The following is a 15890-nucleotide window of genomic DNA, read 5'->3' on the forward strand; positions in this document are numbered from 1 at the left end:
AATCCTGCCCGACGAGCGCAAAGACACCGCGGCCGGCTTCCTGGCGCGAGCTGCGGCCTGGTTCGCCGCCCGCAACGTGACCATCCAGCGCGTGCTCACCGACAACGGCGCCTGCTACAAGTCCCACATGTGGGCGGCCACCTGCACCGGACTGGGCATCACCCACAAGCGCACCCGCCCCTACCGGCCGCAGACCAACGGCAAGGTCGAACGCTTCCACCGCACCCTGGCCGACGAGTGGGCCTACGCCCGCCCGTATGCCTCAAAAGCCGAACGCCGCGCCGCACTTGATCCCTGGCTGCACATGTACAACCATCACCGCGGACACACCGCGCTGAAAGGCCAGCCACCCATCAGCCGCGTCACCAACCTCTCTGGGGAGTACATCTAGGCCCGCACGTCGCGGGTCCGCGGCAGCAACCAGGTGCCGCGTGGCGGCCGCCTGGGCCGCCGCCGTGGCAGGTCATCGCCGGCGCCCTGCTGGAGCACACCGCGCGCGGAGAGCGGGCACGCATCGCCCAGGAGCTGCACGACGTGGTCGCCCACCACATCTCCATGGTCGCCGTGCAGGCGGAGACGGCCCGTGTCGCCGTGCCGGGCATGCCGGCCGCAGGGGCGGAGCGGTTGCGGGCGATCGGCGACACCGCGACCGGCACCGGCGGGTCCGGCACCGCAGGGACCGGGCTTCCCGGACGGGGTCTGACTGCACCGGGCTTGACCGCACCGGACTTGACCGGGCCGGGCTTGACCGCACCGGGCTTGACCGCACCGGGCTTGACCGGGCCGTCCCGTCCGCGGCGGGATCGATGGAAATTGGGCCTTGCCCGTGTCGCGCCGCGGAACTACGCTCCGGCTAATTCTTAGGAAACTTTCCTAACGATTAATGGAGGCCGGATGCGCCGAACAGCCGTTTTCCTTATGACACTCCTGCTGATGTCCGCTCTCGCCGTACCGGCTCGGGCCGCCACCGGCCTCATCGCCGTCTTCACGCTCACCGGCACCCAGGGCAAGTTCGTCGTCACCAACTCCGGCTCCACGGCCGTCACCGGCTGGTCGATCCAGTTCGACCTTCCGGCCGGCGTCACAGCGGGCAACCCACAGAACGCGACCATCAGCCAGAGCGGGACGAAGGTCAGGCTCACCCCCGCCTACTACATCAACACGATCCGGGCGGGCGGCACGACCGAGCCGTACAGCCCCTCCTTCACGCTCAGCGCCGCCGCCCAGCCGGCCAACTGCACGATCAACGGCGCCAACTGCGACGGGACCGGCGACCCGCCTCCCCCGCCCGCGCCGCTGACCGCGACCTTCACCGGCAGCGGGACGCAGGGGAGGTTCGTGGTGAACAACAACTCCGACGCGGCGTTGAACGGCTGGTCGATCGTGTTCGAGCTGCCGGCCGGGGTGACCGCGAGCAATGCCCAGAACGGCGCTCTGAACCAGAGCGGGCGGCAGGTCACCCTCACCCCGGCCTTCTACAACACCAACATCGCGGCGCACGGGTCGACGGAGCCGTACAGCCCCTCCTTCACGCTGAGCGCGGCGGCCGAGCCGGTGAGCTGCCGGGTCAACGACGTCAGGTGCGACGGCTCGGCCGACACCCCGCCGGGTGCGCCGTCGAACCTGCGCGCCACCGCCAAGACCACCAAGACGGCGATGCTGGCCTGGGACGCCGCGACCCCCGGCAGCCTGCCCGTCACCACGTATGAGGTGTACAACGGCTCGGCACTCGCGGCCACGGTGACCGGCACGAGCGCGACGATCACCGGGCTGACGCCGAAGACCACGTACACGTTCACCGTCAAGGCGAAGGACCGCAAGGGCAACCCATCCCCGGCGAGCGGCGCCCTCACGGTCACGACCAACGACCCCGCCGACGACACCCAGCCGCCCACGGTTCCGGCCGGTCTGCGCAGCACCGCCAAGGACGCCACCAGCGTCTCGCTCGCTTGGACGGCCTCCACCGACAACAAGGGCGTGGCCGCCTACGACGTGTACACCGGGAACGACCTGGCGACCACGGTGACCGGCACCTCGGCCAAGGTCACGGGACTGTCGCCGTCCACCGAGTACACGTTCACCGTGCGGGCGCGCGACCTGTACGACAACGTCTCGGCCGCGAGCGATCCGGTGAAGGTGAGCACGGCCGACATCGTCGGGAACGGCTACGCCCGGGTCGGCTACTTCGTCCAGTGGGGCATCTACGGCAGGCAGTATTTCGTGCGCAACCTCGAAACGACCGGCGCGGCGGCGAAGCTGACCCACCTCAACTACGCCTTCGCCAACATCGACCCGGTCAACCTGACCTGCCTCAACGGCGTGACCAAGGGAACCACGTCCAACCCGCAGGACCCGAGCCAGGGCGACGGCGCGGGTGACGCGGACGCCGACTACGGGCGGCCGATGAGCGCCGCGCAGTCGGTCGACGGCGTCGGCGACACCGGCTGGGAGAATCTGCGCGGCAACTACAACCAGCTGCGCAAGCTCAAGGCGAAGCACCCGGACCTCAAGGTGCTCATCTCGATCGGCGGCTGGACGTACTCGAAGTACTTCTCCGACGTCGCGGCCACCGACGCGTCGCGCAAGAAGTTCGTCAGCTCCTGCATCGACATGTACATCAAGGGCAACCTGCCCGTCTACAACAGCGCGGGCGGCCCGGGCAGCGCCGCCGGGATCTTCGACGGCATCGACCTCGACTGGGAGTGGCCCGGCGCAGAAGGCCACCCCGGTAACCACGTCAGCCCGAACGACAAGGCGAACAACACCGCGCTGATCGCCGAGTTCCGCCGGCAGCTCGACGCGCTGGGAGCCACGACGGGCAAGTACTACCTGCTCAGCGCGTTCACCCCGGCCGACCCGGCGAAGATCGCCTCCGGCTGGGACCTGCCCCAGGTGGCCAAGTACCTCGACGTATTCAACATCCAGGGCTACGACTTCCACGGCTCGGGCAGCGACAACTCGTGGGAGCCGAACCGGACCGGGCATCAGGGCAACCTCTACACCGACGTCGACGATCCCTACTCGTTCCACTTCAGCGTGGAGAACGCGGTGAACGCCTACCTGCAGGCGGGGGTGAACCCGCGCAAGCTCACGATCGGCCTGGCGTTCTACGGGCGCGGCTGGCAGGGCGTGACCGACGGCGGGAAGGGCGGCGAGTGGCAACAGGCCAACGGCGCGGCGCCCGGCCAGTTCCAGGAGGAGGCCGGCACCCGGGGCTACTCCAACCTGGTGGCGAGCGTCCCGAACTGCACGGTCAGCCATGACGAGCAGGCGGTCGCCACCTCCTGCTACACGGGCAACGGCGGCCAGTGGTGGAGCTTCGACGACGCCTGGTCGATCGGGCGCAAGGCCGCCTGGCTGCGAAGCAAGGGCCTGCTCGGGGCGATGATCTGGGAGATGTCCGGCGACACCGGCACACTGATGGGCGCGCTCGACGCAGGCCTGAGGTGAAAACGCCGTGACCGGTGCCGGGCAGGCGTCCGGCACCGGTCACGGGGTCATCGGGGCGGCATCATCGGCAGACGGCCGCCCGCCCTCGCGTCCATTCCCGCCAGTGGTACTCGGCTCCCACGAGAAATGCGCGCACGCGGTGCGCCGCTCATCGCGGGCGGCCACCCGTTCCGCCACTCATCGTGGCCGAACGCTGCCCCGCGGTCCGGGATGACGGCCCCCGTACGGCGCTCGGCCGCACGGGACGGGTCACGGCCCGGAGGTGGAGGGCCACACGACGGTCCAGGGTAGGGAGCCGGGTCACAGCTCGGGGGCGGAGGGACGGGTCACGGCTCGGAGGGGCGGGGGCGGAAGCCCTTGAGCGCCTCGTCGACGATCCGCTCGGGAAGGCCGGCATGGGAGTCGCCGGGGTGGGACCACTTCGTGAGCCAGATGACCGCCCCGCTGAGGAGCGCCAGCGCCATGTCGATGTCGAGGTCCGCGCGCAGTTCCCCGGTCTCCATGCCACGCCGAAGAACCGCCGCAACCACCGCCCTGCGCGGCTCCACGGTCAGCTCGCGGAACCGCTCCGCCAGCCGGGGATGCCGCTCGGAGTCGCTCATGGCGATGTTCATGATGCAACGGGTGCGGTGGTGGAGGGCCTCCTCCTGGATCACCCGGAGGTAGGTCACCAGGTCGTCCCGCACGGTTCCGCCCTGCGGCAGCGGGATCGGCGGCTTGAGCGTCGCCAGAGCGTCCACCACCAGGTCCTCCTTGTTGGACCACCTGCGGTAGATCGTGGTCTTCCCCACACCGGCGCGGCTGGCGATCGACTCGATGGACAGCTCCGACACCCCGATGCCCTCACCGAGCAGTTCGAGAGTGGCCTCGATGATCGACCGTTCCGCCTTCTCGCTGCGCGGGCGGCCCGCCGGGCGGGCCACCCCCTCAGCCGTCTGCTGCGTCTTCATGACGAATTCACACTACCGCCGCTTCCTTTTCGGTCTCAGCCTTGATGACCGTGGCGTCGACCGAACCCTTGCCCGGCATCCAGCGGGCCACCACGAGAGTGCCGACGAGGGCGACGAAGGCCGAGCCGAGGGCCGCCCAGTGGACGCCGGTGACGAACGCCGCGTTCGCGGCGTCGAGCAGGCTCGCGCCCTGCGGGCCCAGGTGGCCGGCGACACCGGCCGCGCCCGAGATGGACTCGGTCACGACGTGGCGGAGCTGCTCCGGCAGAGCGGCGACCTTGCCCTCCATGTCGCTGCGGTAGCTGGCGGACAGGACCGCGCCCAGGATGGCGATTCCCAGTGTGCCGCCGACCTGCCGGACGACGTTGCTCATCGAGGAGCCCACACCGGCCTTCTCACGCGGCAGCGCGTTCATGATGGCCGTGGTCGCCGGGGGCATGATGTTGGCCATCGCGGCGCCCTGGACGAAGCCGAGGGCCAGCAGCATCCAGATCGGGGTGTCCACCTCCACGAAGGCGTAGGCCGTCAGAGCCAGCGTGATGACGAGCATGGCCACCGTGCCGACGGCCCGGGCGCCGTACTTCTGCACCATGCGCGCGCTCTGCGGCGCGAAGATCAGCTGAGCGGCCGCGAACGGCAGCACGAGCGCCCCCGACTGCAGCGGCGAGTAGTTCCGCACGATCTGCCAGTAGAAGGCCAGGAAGAACATCACGCCCATGGCCGCGAAGAACACGAGGCCGACGGTGGCGATCGCGGTGGAGAAGCCGGCGTTGCGGAAATTGCGCACGTCGAACGCGGGGTGGTCGATCCGGCTCTCGTACCAGACGAACGCGGCGAGGATCGCGAGACCCAGCAGCGACGGCACGATGACCGAGACGTCGGCGACGGTGCCGAGGTCGCTGATCCGGACGATGCCGTAGACGAGGCTGATCAGGCCGAGGATGGACAGCAGCACGCCCACCGGGTCGAGACCGGCCTTGTTCGGGTCCTTCGAGTCGGGCACGATCGTGGCGATCAGCGCGAGGCCGATGAGCACGATGGGCACGTTGACGAGGAAGACCGAGCCCCACCAGAAGTGCTCAAGCAGCAGGCCCCCCGTGATCGGGCCGATCGCCACGGCGATGCCGACGCCGCCGGCCCAGATGCCGATCGCCTTGCCCCGCTCGTGGATCGGGAAGACGTTCGAGATGATCGCCAGCGTGGCCGGCATGATGGCGGCGCCGCCGAGGCCCATCAGGGCCCTCGCCGCGATGAGCTGCATCGGGTCCTGTGCGTACGCGCTGGCCAGGGAGGCCAGGCCGAACAGGACCATGCCGACCATGAGCATCCGCTTACGCCCGTAGCGGTCGCCCAGCACGCCGAAGGTGAACAGCAGGCCGGCGAACACCAGCGTGTAGGAGTTCATCGCCCATTCGAGCTCGCTCTGGGTCGCGCCCAGGCCGTGGACGGGATCGGCGATCGTCTTGATCGCCACGTTGAGGATGGTGTTGTCGAGGACGACGGCCAGCAGGCTGAACACCATCACGCCGAGGACCTGCCATCGGCGTGGGTGACCTGTATGAGCTTCTGTGAGTGCTTCCACGGATTCCCCCATGATTTCGATACGGTTGTGTTTCGCAACGCAAGCGTAGCGCTGCTTCATTCCGATACGCAACGGGACCGTTTCATAATCCGGGGCGGTACCGCCGTATCCGCTGGTCAGATGGACAAAAATCGCTCGGCCGAGGCGCCGGCCCACGCACCGCTCGTCTCCGATGCGCCCTCGTCCCGGGGCGCCGGGACGCCACGGCGTCTCGCACGGCCACCCGGAGCAGGCGGCGGACGCCCTCCGTGCGGCGGCCCCGAGGGACAGCCGCACCCCCTGTACATCCGTGCGGGGGCCGGTTCTATTCCCGATCCGGGCGGAATCGATTCCCGGTCCGGCCCGGTCCTATTCCCGGGCGGGGGCGTGCAGGGACGTCGCGTCGTCCGGCCCGGCCGCCACGTCCGATCCGGCCGCCGCGCCGGAACCGCTCGCGCCCTCCGGGCCGGCCGCCGTGCTCGATCGGGCCGGGGTGAGGACGGCGGCCGGAGCATCCCGCCTGACCAGGGCGACGAGCAGGGCCAGCGCGACGCCGACCGCTCCGGACACGGCGAAGGCCCAGGCGGGGCCGTGGGCGTCCAGGAGCCCGCCGGCGAGGGGTCCGGCAAGGGCCCCTCCGATCGTCAGCGACGTGCCGTGCAGGCCCATCGCCTCACCTCGCGCGGCCGCCGGGACGCGCCGGTTGACGGCGTCCACGGTGGACGACAGCGCCGGGGCGCACAGCAGCCCGGCCGGCACCAGCGCGAGGCACAGCCAGCCCCAGCCCCCGCCGACCAGGCCCACGGGCGCGGTCAGCACCGCCAGGCCGCCCGCGAGCACCACGGGCGACAACCCCCGGGAGAGCCCGCCGTACACGAATCCGCCGACGAGCGAGAACGCGCACCACAGCGCGAGGACGAGCCCGGTCCAGGCGGTCGCGCCGTCGGCCTTGAGCATCGCCACGACGCTCAACTCGGTCGTGGTGAGCACGAAGGTCAGCCCGGACACCAGGCAGAGCAGGGCGAGCAGGCCGGGCCGCAGCCACTGCCGCCGGGGGACGGCCCCCTCGTGCCCCGCGTCCTCCTCGGCCGACCGTGTGGGCGGGTTGAGCAGGTACAGCGCCACCCCCGAGCCGGCCAGACCGGCGGCCACGCCGTACATCGTCGCGGTGCTGCCGAACGCCGTCACGCTCGCTACGGCGAGGGCGGGGCCGACCATGTACGACAGCTCCACGCCCATCGAGTCGAGGGCGAAGCCGGTCTGGTGGTTCTCCACCGGCACCATCGCGGCCACGCACTGCCGGATGGCCCCGAACACCGGCTGGCTGAACAGCCCGCCGATCAGCGCGCCCGGCAGCAGCACGGCGTACGGCATCGCCGGCGCGGCGCACCACAGGCACAGTTGCACGACGGTCGTCACGGCCATCACCGGCCGCAGCCCGCGCCGGTCGACGAACCGGCCGACGAGCGGCGAGCCGATCGCGGCGCCCGCCATGGAGGCGGTGCCGACCAGACCCGCCTGGAAGAACCCCAGCTTCTGGTCGTTCACCACGTGCAGGGTCAGCGTCATGCCGGTGCCGGTGAGGGGAATTCTCGCGATCATGCCGACCAGCAGCAACGCCCGCACGCCCGGCAGGGCGAGCACCCGCCGGTAACGATCAAAAGCCATTGTGGTTCCTTACCTCCGCACGGCATTGTGCCGGGTGCCTCCGACATTCGCGCGGCCGGGTCGCCTCATTCGTCCCTTTGGTCCCACTGGTCGTAGGCCAGGATTACGGCGCCCGTATGGGGGTGTTCCAGCCCATGGCGGCATGCAATGATCTGACTGTCCGGGGACGCCACAGGGGCGCCACGAGGCCTGGAGGTAGCCATGTCCTCTGTTTCCGTTGTGTCCAAGCCCGCCCTCTACGGCGGGGCCGCGGGACGCAGGGTCACCGTCCGCGACATCGCGGCAGCCAAGGAGCGCCACGAGAAGTGGCCGATGGTGACGGCGTACGACGCCATGACCGCGAGGGTGTTCGACGAGGCGGGCATCCCGGTGATGCTCGTGGGCGACTCGGCCGCCATGGTCGTCTACGGCTACGACTCGACGCTTCCCGTCACAGTGGACGACCTCATCCCGCTCACCGCCGCGGTCGTACGCGGCTCGTCGCGGGCGATGGTCGTGGCCGACCTGCCGTTCGGCTCCTACCAGGCCTCGCCCCAGCAGGCCCTGGAGACCGCGGCCCGCTTCGTGAAGGAGGCCGGCGCGCACGCCGTCAAGCTGGAGGGCGGCCACCGGGTCCTCCCGCAGGTGGAGATGCTCGTGTCGGCCGGAATTCCGGTCATGGCCCACCTCGGCCTGACCCCTCAGTCGGTCAACGCCTTCGGCGGTTACCGGGTGCAGGGCCGCGGCCAGGCGGGTGACGAGATCATGGCCGACGCCAAGGCGCTGGAGCACGCGGGCGCCTTCGCCGTCGTGCTCGAATGCGTTCCCGCCGACCTCGCCCAGCGGGTCACCACCTCGCTGAGCGTCCCCACGATCGGCATCGGGGCGGGGCCCCACACCGACGCGCAGGTCCTCGTCTGGCAGGACCTGATGGGCCTGACCCCGCAGCCCGCGAAGTTCGTGAAGAAGTACTTCGACCTGGCCGGGGAGATGGACCGGGCGATCCGCGCGTACGCCGACGAGGTCGTCTCCGGCGCCTTCCCCAGGCCCGAGCACAGCTACCGCTGACGCCCGGCGGGCGGCCGCCGCACACGCGGTGGCCGCCCGTGACCGGCGTCCCCGTGGGGGCGCCTCAGATCGCGTCGAGCGCCTGGGCGAAGTCGGCCCACAGGTCCTCGGCGTGCTCGATGCCCACGGCCACCCGGACCGTCCCCTCGCCGATGCCCGCCGCGGCCAGGCCCTCCGCGCTCACCGATCGGTGCGACGTGGTGGCCGGGTGGAGGATCAGGGTCTCCACGCCGCCGAGCGAGGGCGCGAGCAGCGCGAGCCGCACATTGCGCATGAACGCCTCGCCGGCGGGACGCCCTGCGGCGAGGTCGAAGGAGAACACGCCGCCGAAGTCGGGCAGGAGCTTCGTGGCGAGTTCGTGCGACGGGTGGGAGGGCAGGCCCGGCCAGTGGACCGCGGCCACGGCCGGATGCCCGGCGAGCCGCGTCGCGAGCACGCGGGCGTTGGCGCAGTGGCGCTCCATCCGCAGCGGCAGCGTCTGCATCCCCCGCAGGGTCAGCCAGGCGGCGAACGGGTCGGCCGTCGCGCCGAGCTCCACCGCGTACGACCACACCGTGCGGTACACCTCCTCAGAGGCGAACACGGCGATCCCGCCGACGACGTCGGTGTGCCCGGACAGGTACTTGGTGACGGAGTGCACCACGACGTCCGCGCCGTGCTCGATGGGGCGGCACAGGACCGGCGAGGCGAAGGTGTTGTCGACCACGGTGAGGATCCCGGCCTCGCGCGCCGCCGCGCACATCCCCGGCACGTCGGCCACCTGCGTCATCGGGTTGGCGATGGTCTCCAGATACAGCAGCTTCGTCGTGGGCCGCACGGCGGCGCGAACGGCCGCGGGGTCGTCCTCCGGCACGCGGGTGACCTCGACGCCGAAACGCTCCGCGAGGTCGGCCAGCGTCTGCGCGGTGGCGCCGTACAGCGCCGACTGGGCGATCACGTGGTCGCCCGACTTCAGCAGGCCGAGCAGCACCGCGTTGATCGCGCCCATGCCTGAGCCGGTGGCCACGGCGGCCACGCCGCCCTCCAGGCCGGCGACCGCCTCCTCAAGCGCGCGCACGGTGGGGTTGGAGAGCCGGCCGTAAACGTACGCCCCGTCGGGCCGCCCCATGCCGTCGGCGAAGACGGCCGGGTCGTCGAAGACGAACCCCGAGGTCTGGTAGATCGGCATGGAGATCGGCGTGCTGGCCTCCGGCGTGGGCCGGGGCAGGTGGACGACGCGCGTTTCCGGATGCAGGGAGCTCATGCCGTCCAGAATTACCCAGAAAATGCACTCTTGTCAGGTTGGACGGCCGACGACCGGTTACGCGGCGAGCGGAGAAGGCGTCCGGCGCCGCCGCCCACGGTGAGGATGAGGGGATGGACGTCAGCTTCCTCCTCGTGCACAGCCCCTCCGTCGGCCCCTCGACCTGGACCCCCGTCGCCGAGATCCTGCGGGCGCGCGGGCACACCGCCGTGGTGCCGCGGCTGACCGACGTGACGGCCGGTCCGCCGCCCTACTGGCCGAGAGTGGTGAGCGAGGTGGCGGCGAGCGCGCCGCGCGGGCCGCTGGCCGTCGTGGCGCACAGCAACGCCGGGCTGTTCGTGCCGCTGATCGCGCAGGCCCTCGCCGGGCAGGTCGCCGCGTGCCTGTTCGTCGACGCCGCCCTGCCGCCGCGCAGGGGCGTGTGCCGGGCGGCGGAGCCGGAGCACCTCGGCTTCCTGCACTCCCTCGCCGACGACGCGGGCGTCCTGCCCCGCTGGACCGACTGGTGGCCCGAGGACGACGTCGCCGCCCTCCTCCCCGACCCGGTGGTCCGCCAGGTGGTCGTGGCCGAGCAGGCGCGGCTGCCCCTCGCGTACTACCAGGAGGAGATCCCGGTGCCGGCCCGCTGGGACCACCTCAGGAGCGGCTACCTGTGGTTCGCGGAGGCGTACGCCGCCCTCGCCGACGAGGCCGGGGAGCGCGGCTGGCCGGTCGCCCGCATCCCCGGCGAGCACCTGCACCAGCTCGTCGCGCCGGAGGCGGTGGCCGACTGGCTGGTCGCCGCCGCCGCATAGCCGCGCGCTTGGGCGTGCGCGCTCAGCCTGCGCCCTCAGCGGGCGTACTCAGCGGGCGTACTCAGCGGGCGTACTCGGCGGGCGTACTCAGTGGGCGCCGAGTGCGCGAGCGAGCCGGACGACGACGAGGCGGTTCGGCACGCCGCTGTCCACCAGCCTCCCGTCGGGGCCGAAGTCGCCGAGGCCGAAGTCGTTGTCGTTGGCCAGCGCGATCGTGTGCGGGTCGAGCACCGCCAGCCCCTCGATCTTGCCGGGCAGCGACGGCACCAGCGCGTTCGGCTCCAGCACGAGCGACTTGGCGGGCAGCCTGAGGCCGGACGCGCCGGTCGGCTCCTCCAGCGACGGGCTGGTCTTCGGGTCGTCGTACGGCCCGCCGAGCAGGTTCGTCGCCTTCGTCAGGTCGATCGCGTACACCCGCGCGACGTTGTCCGTGCGCTCGTCCACGAGCAGGCGGTCCCGCCCGGCGTACGCCAGGCCGGAGATCTTCATCTCGCTCTGGTCGCCGTTCACCTTCGGGTCGAAGGTCGTGACGTCCTCGAACTGGTACGGATACTCCCCGGTCACCTTCCGGCCGCGCAGGTCGAAGGTGAGGATGCGCCCGATCCGCGACTTCTTCGCGGCCTTCTTGTCGGGGTTGGCCAGCGGGCTCTGCACGGCCAGGTACAGCGTGCGCTGGTCCGAGGAGATCGCGAGCCCCTCGAAGCCGCGGTTCTGCTGACGGCTCGCCAGGATCGCGGGCAGCGTCTCCTTCACCGGATAGTCCGCGCCGGTCAGCCCGAGCCCCGCGGGGACGTGACGCTCCAGCACCCGGCCGTCCGGCGACACCCGCACCAGCGACGGGCCGTACTCGTCGACCAGCCAGAAGTCGCCGTCGCGGGTGCGCACGAGGTCCTCGACGTCCAGCCCACTCGGGTTGTACGGCAGCACCGTGCGGCCGTCCCAGGTGTAGGGCGTCTCGTCGTGCCCCGCCTGGTTCGACAGGCCGGTCACCGGCTTGCCGGAGGCGCCGACGATCGAGATGTACTGCTTGATCTTCGCCGTGCCGTGCGTGAGGGCGACCCGGACGATCGCCGGGGCGAATTCGGGCACCGGGAAGGTCCGGCGCTTCTCCCCGTCCACGGTCGGCTGGCCGTTCGGGCCGCGGTCGGTGACGAGCCAGAACTCCCCGGCGCGGCCGGCCGGGAACAGGCCGCTGCCGACGCCGCCGAGCCGCACGCCGCGGTCGTCGGCGATGGACGGCTGCACCTGCTTCAGCGCGGGGGCGGGGAGCGTGACGTCGGCGACGACGACGGGGCCCTCGGCCGGGTCGGCGGCGGCCGTGCCGGTGGTGGTGAGGGTGAGCGCGGCGGCGATCGCCAGACCGGCGCAGACGTGACGGAGCACTGGAGACCTTTCAGACAGCGACGACAGCGCCCGAAGGTAGTGAACGTCCACGTCTCCGACGTGACGATCAGGTGAAGCGCGGATGGCTATCGGATTCGGCCGTAATGCTCCGGTCTTTCAGTTCGGGGGTGAAGCGGACCCGCCCATGCAGCAGGGCACTGGTCGCTGTCGCCGTCGAACTCGGCCGGCTCGGTTTCGAAGTCGCCGCGCACGCCCCGCACGATCTGCTTCATCCGTTCCAGGCCGGTGAACACCCGGTGCCGGAACGTGCGTCGCTCCGGTACAACGTCCGCTTCCAAACCCCGGCGCGCGGGAGCCGCGCCGCAAGGCCAGGGGGCCGGACAACCGGGCCAAGGCCCGGCAGAAGATCGCCCGCCAGCATGCGAAGGTCGCCGACGCGCGCCGCGAGTTCCACCACCAGGAATCCACCCGGTTAGTTCGCGAGAACCAAGCGATCTACGTGGAAGACCTGGGGCCAAGAGCGTGCACGACGCCGGCTGGGCGCAGTTCGTGACCATGCTGGAGTACAAAGCCCGCCTGTTCAGGCCCATCTTCCACCGGATCGACCGGTGGTTCGTCTCCTCCAAGCTCTGCTCGGAATGTGGGGCACTCGCCGGGTCCATGCCGCCGGCGCAGTGCGAGGAAGCAGGTGCCTTGGCCGGGGAGCGCGTCAAACGTCGGTGACCCGGATGCCGGCGTGGGCCTTGTATCGGCGGTTGATCGAGATCAGGTTCGCCGTGAGCGCCTCGACCTGGTGGGCGTTGCGCAGCCGGCCCGCGTAGACGCCGCGCGCGCCGGGAATGCGGCCCGCGAGCGCGCGTACGACGTCGGTGGCCTCGCGGTCGTCGCCGAGCACGAGCACGTCGAGGTCGATCTCCGCCACCGAGGGGTCGAGCAGCAGCACCGCCGACACGTGGTGGAAGGCCGCGACCACCCGGCTGCCGGTCAGCACCGCCGCAGCCTGCTGCGCCGCGCTGCCCTCCTCCACCGGCAGCGCGTACGCCCCCTGCTTGTCGAAGCCGAGCGGGTTGACGCAGTCCACCACGATCTTTCCGTCGAGCGGTTCGCGCAGGGACTCCAGCAGCGCCTTGTGCCCCTCCCAGGGCACCGCGACGATCACGACGTCCGCCTCGGCCGCCGCCTCGGCGTTCGCGGCTCCGCGTACGCCGATCTCGCGCGCCGCCTCCTGGGCACGCTCGGCGCTGCGCGAGCCGATCAGCACGGTGTGCCCGGCCAGCGAGAACCGGCGGGCCAGTCCCTTGCCCTGGTCCCCGGTCCCTCCCAGGATGCCGATGGTCAGCGCGGAGACGTCGGGCAGATCTGCGGTGGTGTGCTCAACCATGGGTCAGATCATGCCAGCAGGTCATCGCCGAGAGCCGCCCGGGGCGTCCCGCCGAGGACGCGAACGGTCGGCCGCGGCCCCACGCGGCCCTCGGACGGCCCGCACTCGGCGCCGGCGTCAGGAGATGCCCGAGGGGTACGGGAAGTTGTCGAACATGTCGTCCATCCTCTCCGGGGACATGTGGCGCCACGTCTTCACCACATCGTGGACGCTCTTCTTGTCCAGGTAGGGATTGTCGGCCCCGGCACGCGGCTTGGTGATGGACTGGATCGTCCAGCCAATCCCGACGAGGCGGTTGAGCTCGATCCATCGCATGACATCGATCCCGAGGAACACCGTGGCCCTGATGATCGGATGCCATGCATGCCAGTTCTGCGGCGGCTCGCCGGGCTTGACGTTCATCATGTGAGTACGCGATCCGTACGGCATGCGCGGATCGAAGAGGACTCCCTCGCCGAACCATACGAACGCCGCCGTCAGTCCATTCTTGTCGTGCCGGTAAAAACGGTCGTAGATGTCGAGCTGTAAGCGGGAGAGATATTCAAAGGCATCCTTGGCCGGGGCCACCTCGGCGATGAATCCGTCGGGGTAGGTGCCCGCCTGACGGTGCCGCTGGTAGACGGGATAGAGTCGCTCGGGCGATCCGCCCGCGACCGCACCGATGGCGGTGTAGGCGTCGATTATCTCGGCGGTCGCCTGATATTGGAAGACATTCTCGTAGGTGTACCACAGCTCGTTCGCCCGCCGGTCCCCGCGCATTCCCTCGACGTCCGGGAATTCCGGATCGTGCGGGGCGGGGTTGTAGTCGGCGGCGAATGCGGGACCGCTCAACGGAATTCCCGCTCCGATCGCTCCGAGCGTCATCACGGAGGCCTTCAAGACGCTGCGACGGCTGGGCTGGCGCATGGGCACCTCATTCTTCAGTGGAAGGACAGGGAACAGGCGACGACTTTCACTCTCGGCGCCTCCGCAAAACCGCGTACACGCTGATTCCGATGACCGTCCACGCCAGGGCGCGCGACGCCACAGCAGGCAGGGCGGCGAGCAGGGCGTCCAGCCCTTGGTTGGCCGCGCCGACCCCCGACACGATCGGCGGACCCGGCCAGAATCCGGCGCGGGCGTCCAAAAGCGCGGCGACGAGGAGCCCTCCAAGGAACAACAGGGTGGATCCGCCGGTGGACGGGACCAGTGCACGACTGGTCAAAATGCCGAAGACGAGGGCGACAGCCGGTTCGACCACCAGGAGCACCGCCCCGGAGAGCAGCGCCCGCACGCCCGCCCCCGACTGAACGGTCATCCACAGCGGCGGCAGCACGGCGATCGCTGAAAGCACCAGACTCACCGCGTAGCAGGCCAGCAGACGCCCGGCCAGCAGCCTGGGGCGGGAGTTCGCCATCGTGGCCGACACGAGCCGATGAGTGTCCGGTTCTGTGTCGAGGACCTGGCGAGACGCCCACGCCCACACCGGAATCATGAAGACGCTGAGGTACCCCAAGGTCTCCAGCACCGCGGCCTGGGCCGCGCCCGGCGCGTTCGGCGGCGCGCCGGAAAGGATGGCCAGCAGCACCAGCGTGGGGACGAGCGGCTGAACGAATCGGTAGGAGTTTGCGTACGCCTTGACGTAGAACCAGCTCAGGGCCGCGACGTTCACTTCCGGACCTCCGCCGGGCCGCCGATCTCCACGTCATAGCCCAGCTCACGCAGGTGCTCGACGGCGACGCCGGCGCTCCGGGCCTCCACCCGCACCCGCAGGACCACGGTCTGTTTCTCCTCCCGCGGCTTGGGCGAGCCCGGCAGCACGGACACCGTGCCCCCGCCGACTTCCCACCGCTGTCGCAGGTCGATGTCGCCGAGGTAGTTCTGGTGGTCGCTCACGACGACGCTGCCGCCTTGCGCCGCCACCTCGCCCACGGCGGCGGAGACGGCGTTCATGGCCGCCACGTCGAGCCCGGCGAAAGGCTCGTCGAGCACGAGAAGTTCCGGCTTGGCCAGGAACGCCTGGATCAGCCCGACCTTCTGGGCACTGCCCTTCGAGAGATCGCGGATCCGGGTCGCCGCCAGGTGGCGGCACCGCAGCCGCTCCGTCCAATGGCCGATCACGGCCTGCCGTCCGGCCACGCGCACCCCGCGGATACGACATACGTGCTCAAGGTATTCCTGCACCGTGAAGGGAAGCGCGGCGGGAAAACGCTCGGGCGCATATCCCACGATTCGCGGCCGATGCTCGATGTGACCGGCGGACGGCCGGGCCAGTCCTGCGACGAGCCGCAGCAGCGTCGATTTACCGGCACCATTCGCTCCGGTTACCTCGGTTATCCGGCCCGGCGCCACCTCGACGTCGACACCACGAAGAACCCAAGGGCCTTTGCGTCTGTAACGATAGGAGACGTTCCGGAGGCGCATTCGCCGCCCTCCACTCTGCGATGGTTTTCCAGCCGGATCTGTGATCGTA

16 protein-coding genes are annotated in these 15890 nt (G+C 70.6%); 7 read left to right on the forward strand and 9 right to left on the reverse strand.

All coding sequences use genetic code 11. The features are described 5' to 3' along the window. The 3 genes from IL992_RS39835 to IL992_RS39850 all read left to right on the forward strand — a co-directional run. Positions 1-391 (forward strand): integrase core domain-containing protein (locus IL992_RS39835; RefSeq protein ID WP_193208483.1); only part of this gene is annotated, 391 nt, incomplete at its 5' end. Positions 392-555: 164 nt separating this feature from the next. Continuing rightward, positions 556-864, forward strand: a complete 309-nt coding sequence (locus tag IL992_RS47165) for a hypothetical protein (RefSeq protein ID WP_264295187.1) — start codon at positions 556-558, stop codon at positions 862-864. Positions 865-933: 69 nt separating this feature from the next. After that, on the forward strand, positions 934-3450 hold the full coding sequence (locus IL992_RS39850; protein WP_226874661.1) for a glycosyl hydrolase family 18 protein: 2517 nt from the start codon (positions 934-936) through the stop codon (positions 3448-3450). Positions 3451-3776: 326 nt separating this feature from the next. Here IL992_RS39850 and IL992_RS39855 read toward each other — a convergent pair whose 3' ends face one another. The 3 genes from IL992_RS39855 to IL992_RS39865 form a co-directional block, all read right to left on the reverse strand. Further along, positions 3777-4400: a TetR/AcrR family transcriptional regulator gene (locus IL992_RS39855; RefSeq protein WP_142556489.1), complete on the reverse strand. Its 624-nt coding sequence runs from the start codon at positions 4398-4400 to the stop codon at positions 3777-3779. 7 nt (positions 4401-4407) lie between these two features. Next, positions 4408-5922 (reverse strand): MFS transporter, encoded by a 1515-nt coding sequence (locus IL992_RS39860; RefSeq protein WP_193208555.1) that lies wholly within the window; start codon positions 5920-5922, stop codon positions 4408-4410. 408 nt (positions 5923-6330) lie between these two features. After that, positions 6331-7629 carry an MFS transporter gene (locus IL992_RS39865; RefSeq protein WP_193208485.1) on the reverse strand — a complete coding sequence of 433 codons (1299 nt, stop codon included), beginning with the start codon at positions 7627-7629 and terminating at the stop codon, positions 6331-6333. Positions 7630-7830: 201 nt separating this feature from the next. On the opposite strand from IL992_RS39865, the gene panB reads away from it, so the two are divergent. Further along, positions 7831-8676 carry a 3-methyl-2-oxobutanoate hydroxymethyltransferase gene (gene panB, locus IL992_RS39870; RefSeq protein ID WP_193208486.1) on the forward strand — a complete coding sequence of 282 codons (846 nt, stop codon included), beginning with the start codon at positions 7831-7833 and terminating at the stop codon, positions 8674-8676. 64 nt (positions 8677-8740) lie between these two features. On the opposite strand, the gene IL992_RS39875 is transcribed toward panB, so the two are convergent. Next, positions 8741-9919, reverse strand: a complete 1179-nt coding sequence (locus IL992_RS39875) for a trans-sulfuration enzyme family protein (protein ID WP_193208487.1) — start codon at positions 9917-9919, stop codon at positions 8741-8743. Positions 9920-10032: 113 nt separating this feature from the next. On the opposite strand from IL992_RS39875, the gene IL992_RS39880 reads away from it, so the two are divergent. Then, complete coding sequence (locus tag IL992_RS39880; RefSeq protein ID WP_193208488.1) at positions 10033-10713, forward strand: alpha/beta hydrolase; 681 nt, start codon at positions 10033-10035, stop codon at positions 10711-10713. 87 nt (positions 10714-10800) lie between these two features. On the opposite strand, the gene IL992_RS39885 is transcribed toward IL992_RS39880, so the two are convergent. Next, a complete protein-coding gene (locus tag IL992_RS39885) occupies positions 10801-12096 on the reverse strand; it encodes an esterase-like activity of phytase family protein (RefSeq protein ID WP_319019123.1) in 1296 nt (431 codons plus the stop codon). 367 nt (positions 12097-12463) lie between these two features. Between IL992_RS39885 and IL992_RS39890 the strand changes: the two genes are divergently transcribed. Beyond that, a complete protein-coding gene (locus IL992_RS39890) occupies positions 12464-12610 on the forward strand; it encodes a hypothetical protein (RefSeq protein ID WP_319019135.1) in 147 nt (48 codons plus the stop codon). 2 nt (positions 12611-12612) lie between these two features. After that, entirely contained in the window at positions 12613-12780 is a 168-nt protein-coding gene (locus IL992_RS49285; protein ID WP_226874673.1) for a zinc ribbon domain-containing protein, read from the forward strand. Here the strand turns inward: IL992_RS49285 and npdG are convergent. The 4 genes from npdG to IL992_RS39915 all read right to left on the reverse strand — a co-directional run bounded on the left by npdG (position 12767) and on the right by IL992_RS39915 (position 15841). Beyond that, positions 12767-13438, reverse strand: a complete 672-nt coding sequence (gene npdG / locus IL992_RS39900) for an NADPH-dependent F420 reductase (RefSeq protein ID WP_193208490.1) — start codon at positions 13436-13438, stop codon at positions 12767-12769. The genes IL992_RS49285 and npdG overlap by 14 nt on opposite strands. Before the next feature lie 117 nt (positions 13439-13555). Further along, positions 13556-14344: a twin-arginine translocation signal domain-containing protein gene (locus tag IL992_RS39905; RefSeq protein WP_193208491.1), complete on the reverse strand. Its 789-nt coding sequence runs from the start codon at positions 14342-14344 to the stop codon at positions 13556-13558. Positions 14345-14390: 46 nt separating this feature from the next. Then, a complete protein-coding gene (locus IL992_RS39910; RefSeq protein WP_193208492.1) occupies positions 14391-15089 on the reverse strand; it encodes a hypothetical protein in 699 nt (232 codons plus the stop codon). Continuing rightward, on the reverse strand, positions 15086-15841 hold the full coding sequence (locus IL992_RS39915; protein ID WP_193208493.1) for an ATP-binding cassette domain-containing protein: 756 nt from the start codon (positions 15839-15841) through the stop codon (positions 15086-15088). Before IL992_RS39915 ends, IL992_RS39910 begins: the two co-directional genes overlap by 4 nt. Between the last annotated feature and the right edge of the window lie 49 nt (positions 15842-15890).

This window comes from Microbispora sitophila (genome assembly GCF_014892245.1).
Taxonomy (GTDB): Bacteria; Actinomycetota; Actinomycetes; order Streptosporangiales; family Streptosporangiaceae; genus Microbispora; species Microbispora siamensis.

Bases quoted from the DNA above. Each gene is read 5' to 3' on its own strand.
- IL992_RS39855 (WP_142556489.1), bottom strand. From the start codon at position 4,400: ATGAAGACGCAGCAGACGGCTGAGGGGGTGGCCCGCCCGGCGGGCCGC.
- IL992_RS39865 (WP_193208485.1), bottom strand. From the start codon at position 7,629: ATGGCTTTTGATCGTTACCGGCGGGTGCTCGCCCTGCCGGGCGTGCGG.
- IL992_RS47165 (WP_264295187.1), top strand. From the start codon at position 556: ATGGTCGCCGTGCAGGCGGAGACGGCCCGTGTCGCCGTGCCGGGCATG.
- panB (WP_193208486.1), top strand. From the start codon at position 7,831: ATGTCCTCTGTTTCCGTTGTGTCCAAGCCCGCCCTCTACGGCGGGGCC.
- IL992_RS39850 (WP_226874661.1), top strand. From the start codon at position 934: ATGTCCGCTCTCGCCGTACCGGCTCGGGCCGCCACCGGCCTCATCGCC.
- IL992_RS39860 (WP_193208555.1), bottom strand. From the start codon at position 5,922: ATGGTGTTCAGCCTGCTGGCCGTCGTCCTCGACAACACCATCCTCAAC.
- IL992_RS39905 (WP_193208491.1), bottom strand. From the start codon at position 14,344: ATGCGCCAGCCCAGCCGTCGCAGCGTCTTGAAGGCCTCCGTGATGACG.
- npdG (WP_193208490.1), bottom strand. From the start codon at position 13,438: ATGGTTGAGCACACCACCGCAGATCTGCCCGACGTCTCCGCGCTGACC.
- IL992_RS39875 (WP_193208487.1), bottom strand. From the start codon at position 9,919: ATGAGCTCCCTGCATCCGGAAACGCGCGTCGTCCACCTGCCCCGGCCC.
- IL992_RS49285 (WP_226874673.1), top strand. From the start codon at position 12,613: ATGCTGGAGTACAAAGCCCGCCTGTTCAGGCCCATCTTCCACCGGATC.
- IL992_RS39880 (WP_193208488.1), top strand. From the start codon at position 10,033: ATGGACGTCAGCTTCCTCCTCGTGCACAGCCCCTCCGTCGGCCCCTCG.
- IL992_RS39915 (WP_193208493.1), bottom strand. From the start codon at position 15,841: ATGCGCCTCCGGAACGTCTCCTATCGTTACAGACGCAAAGGCCCTTGG.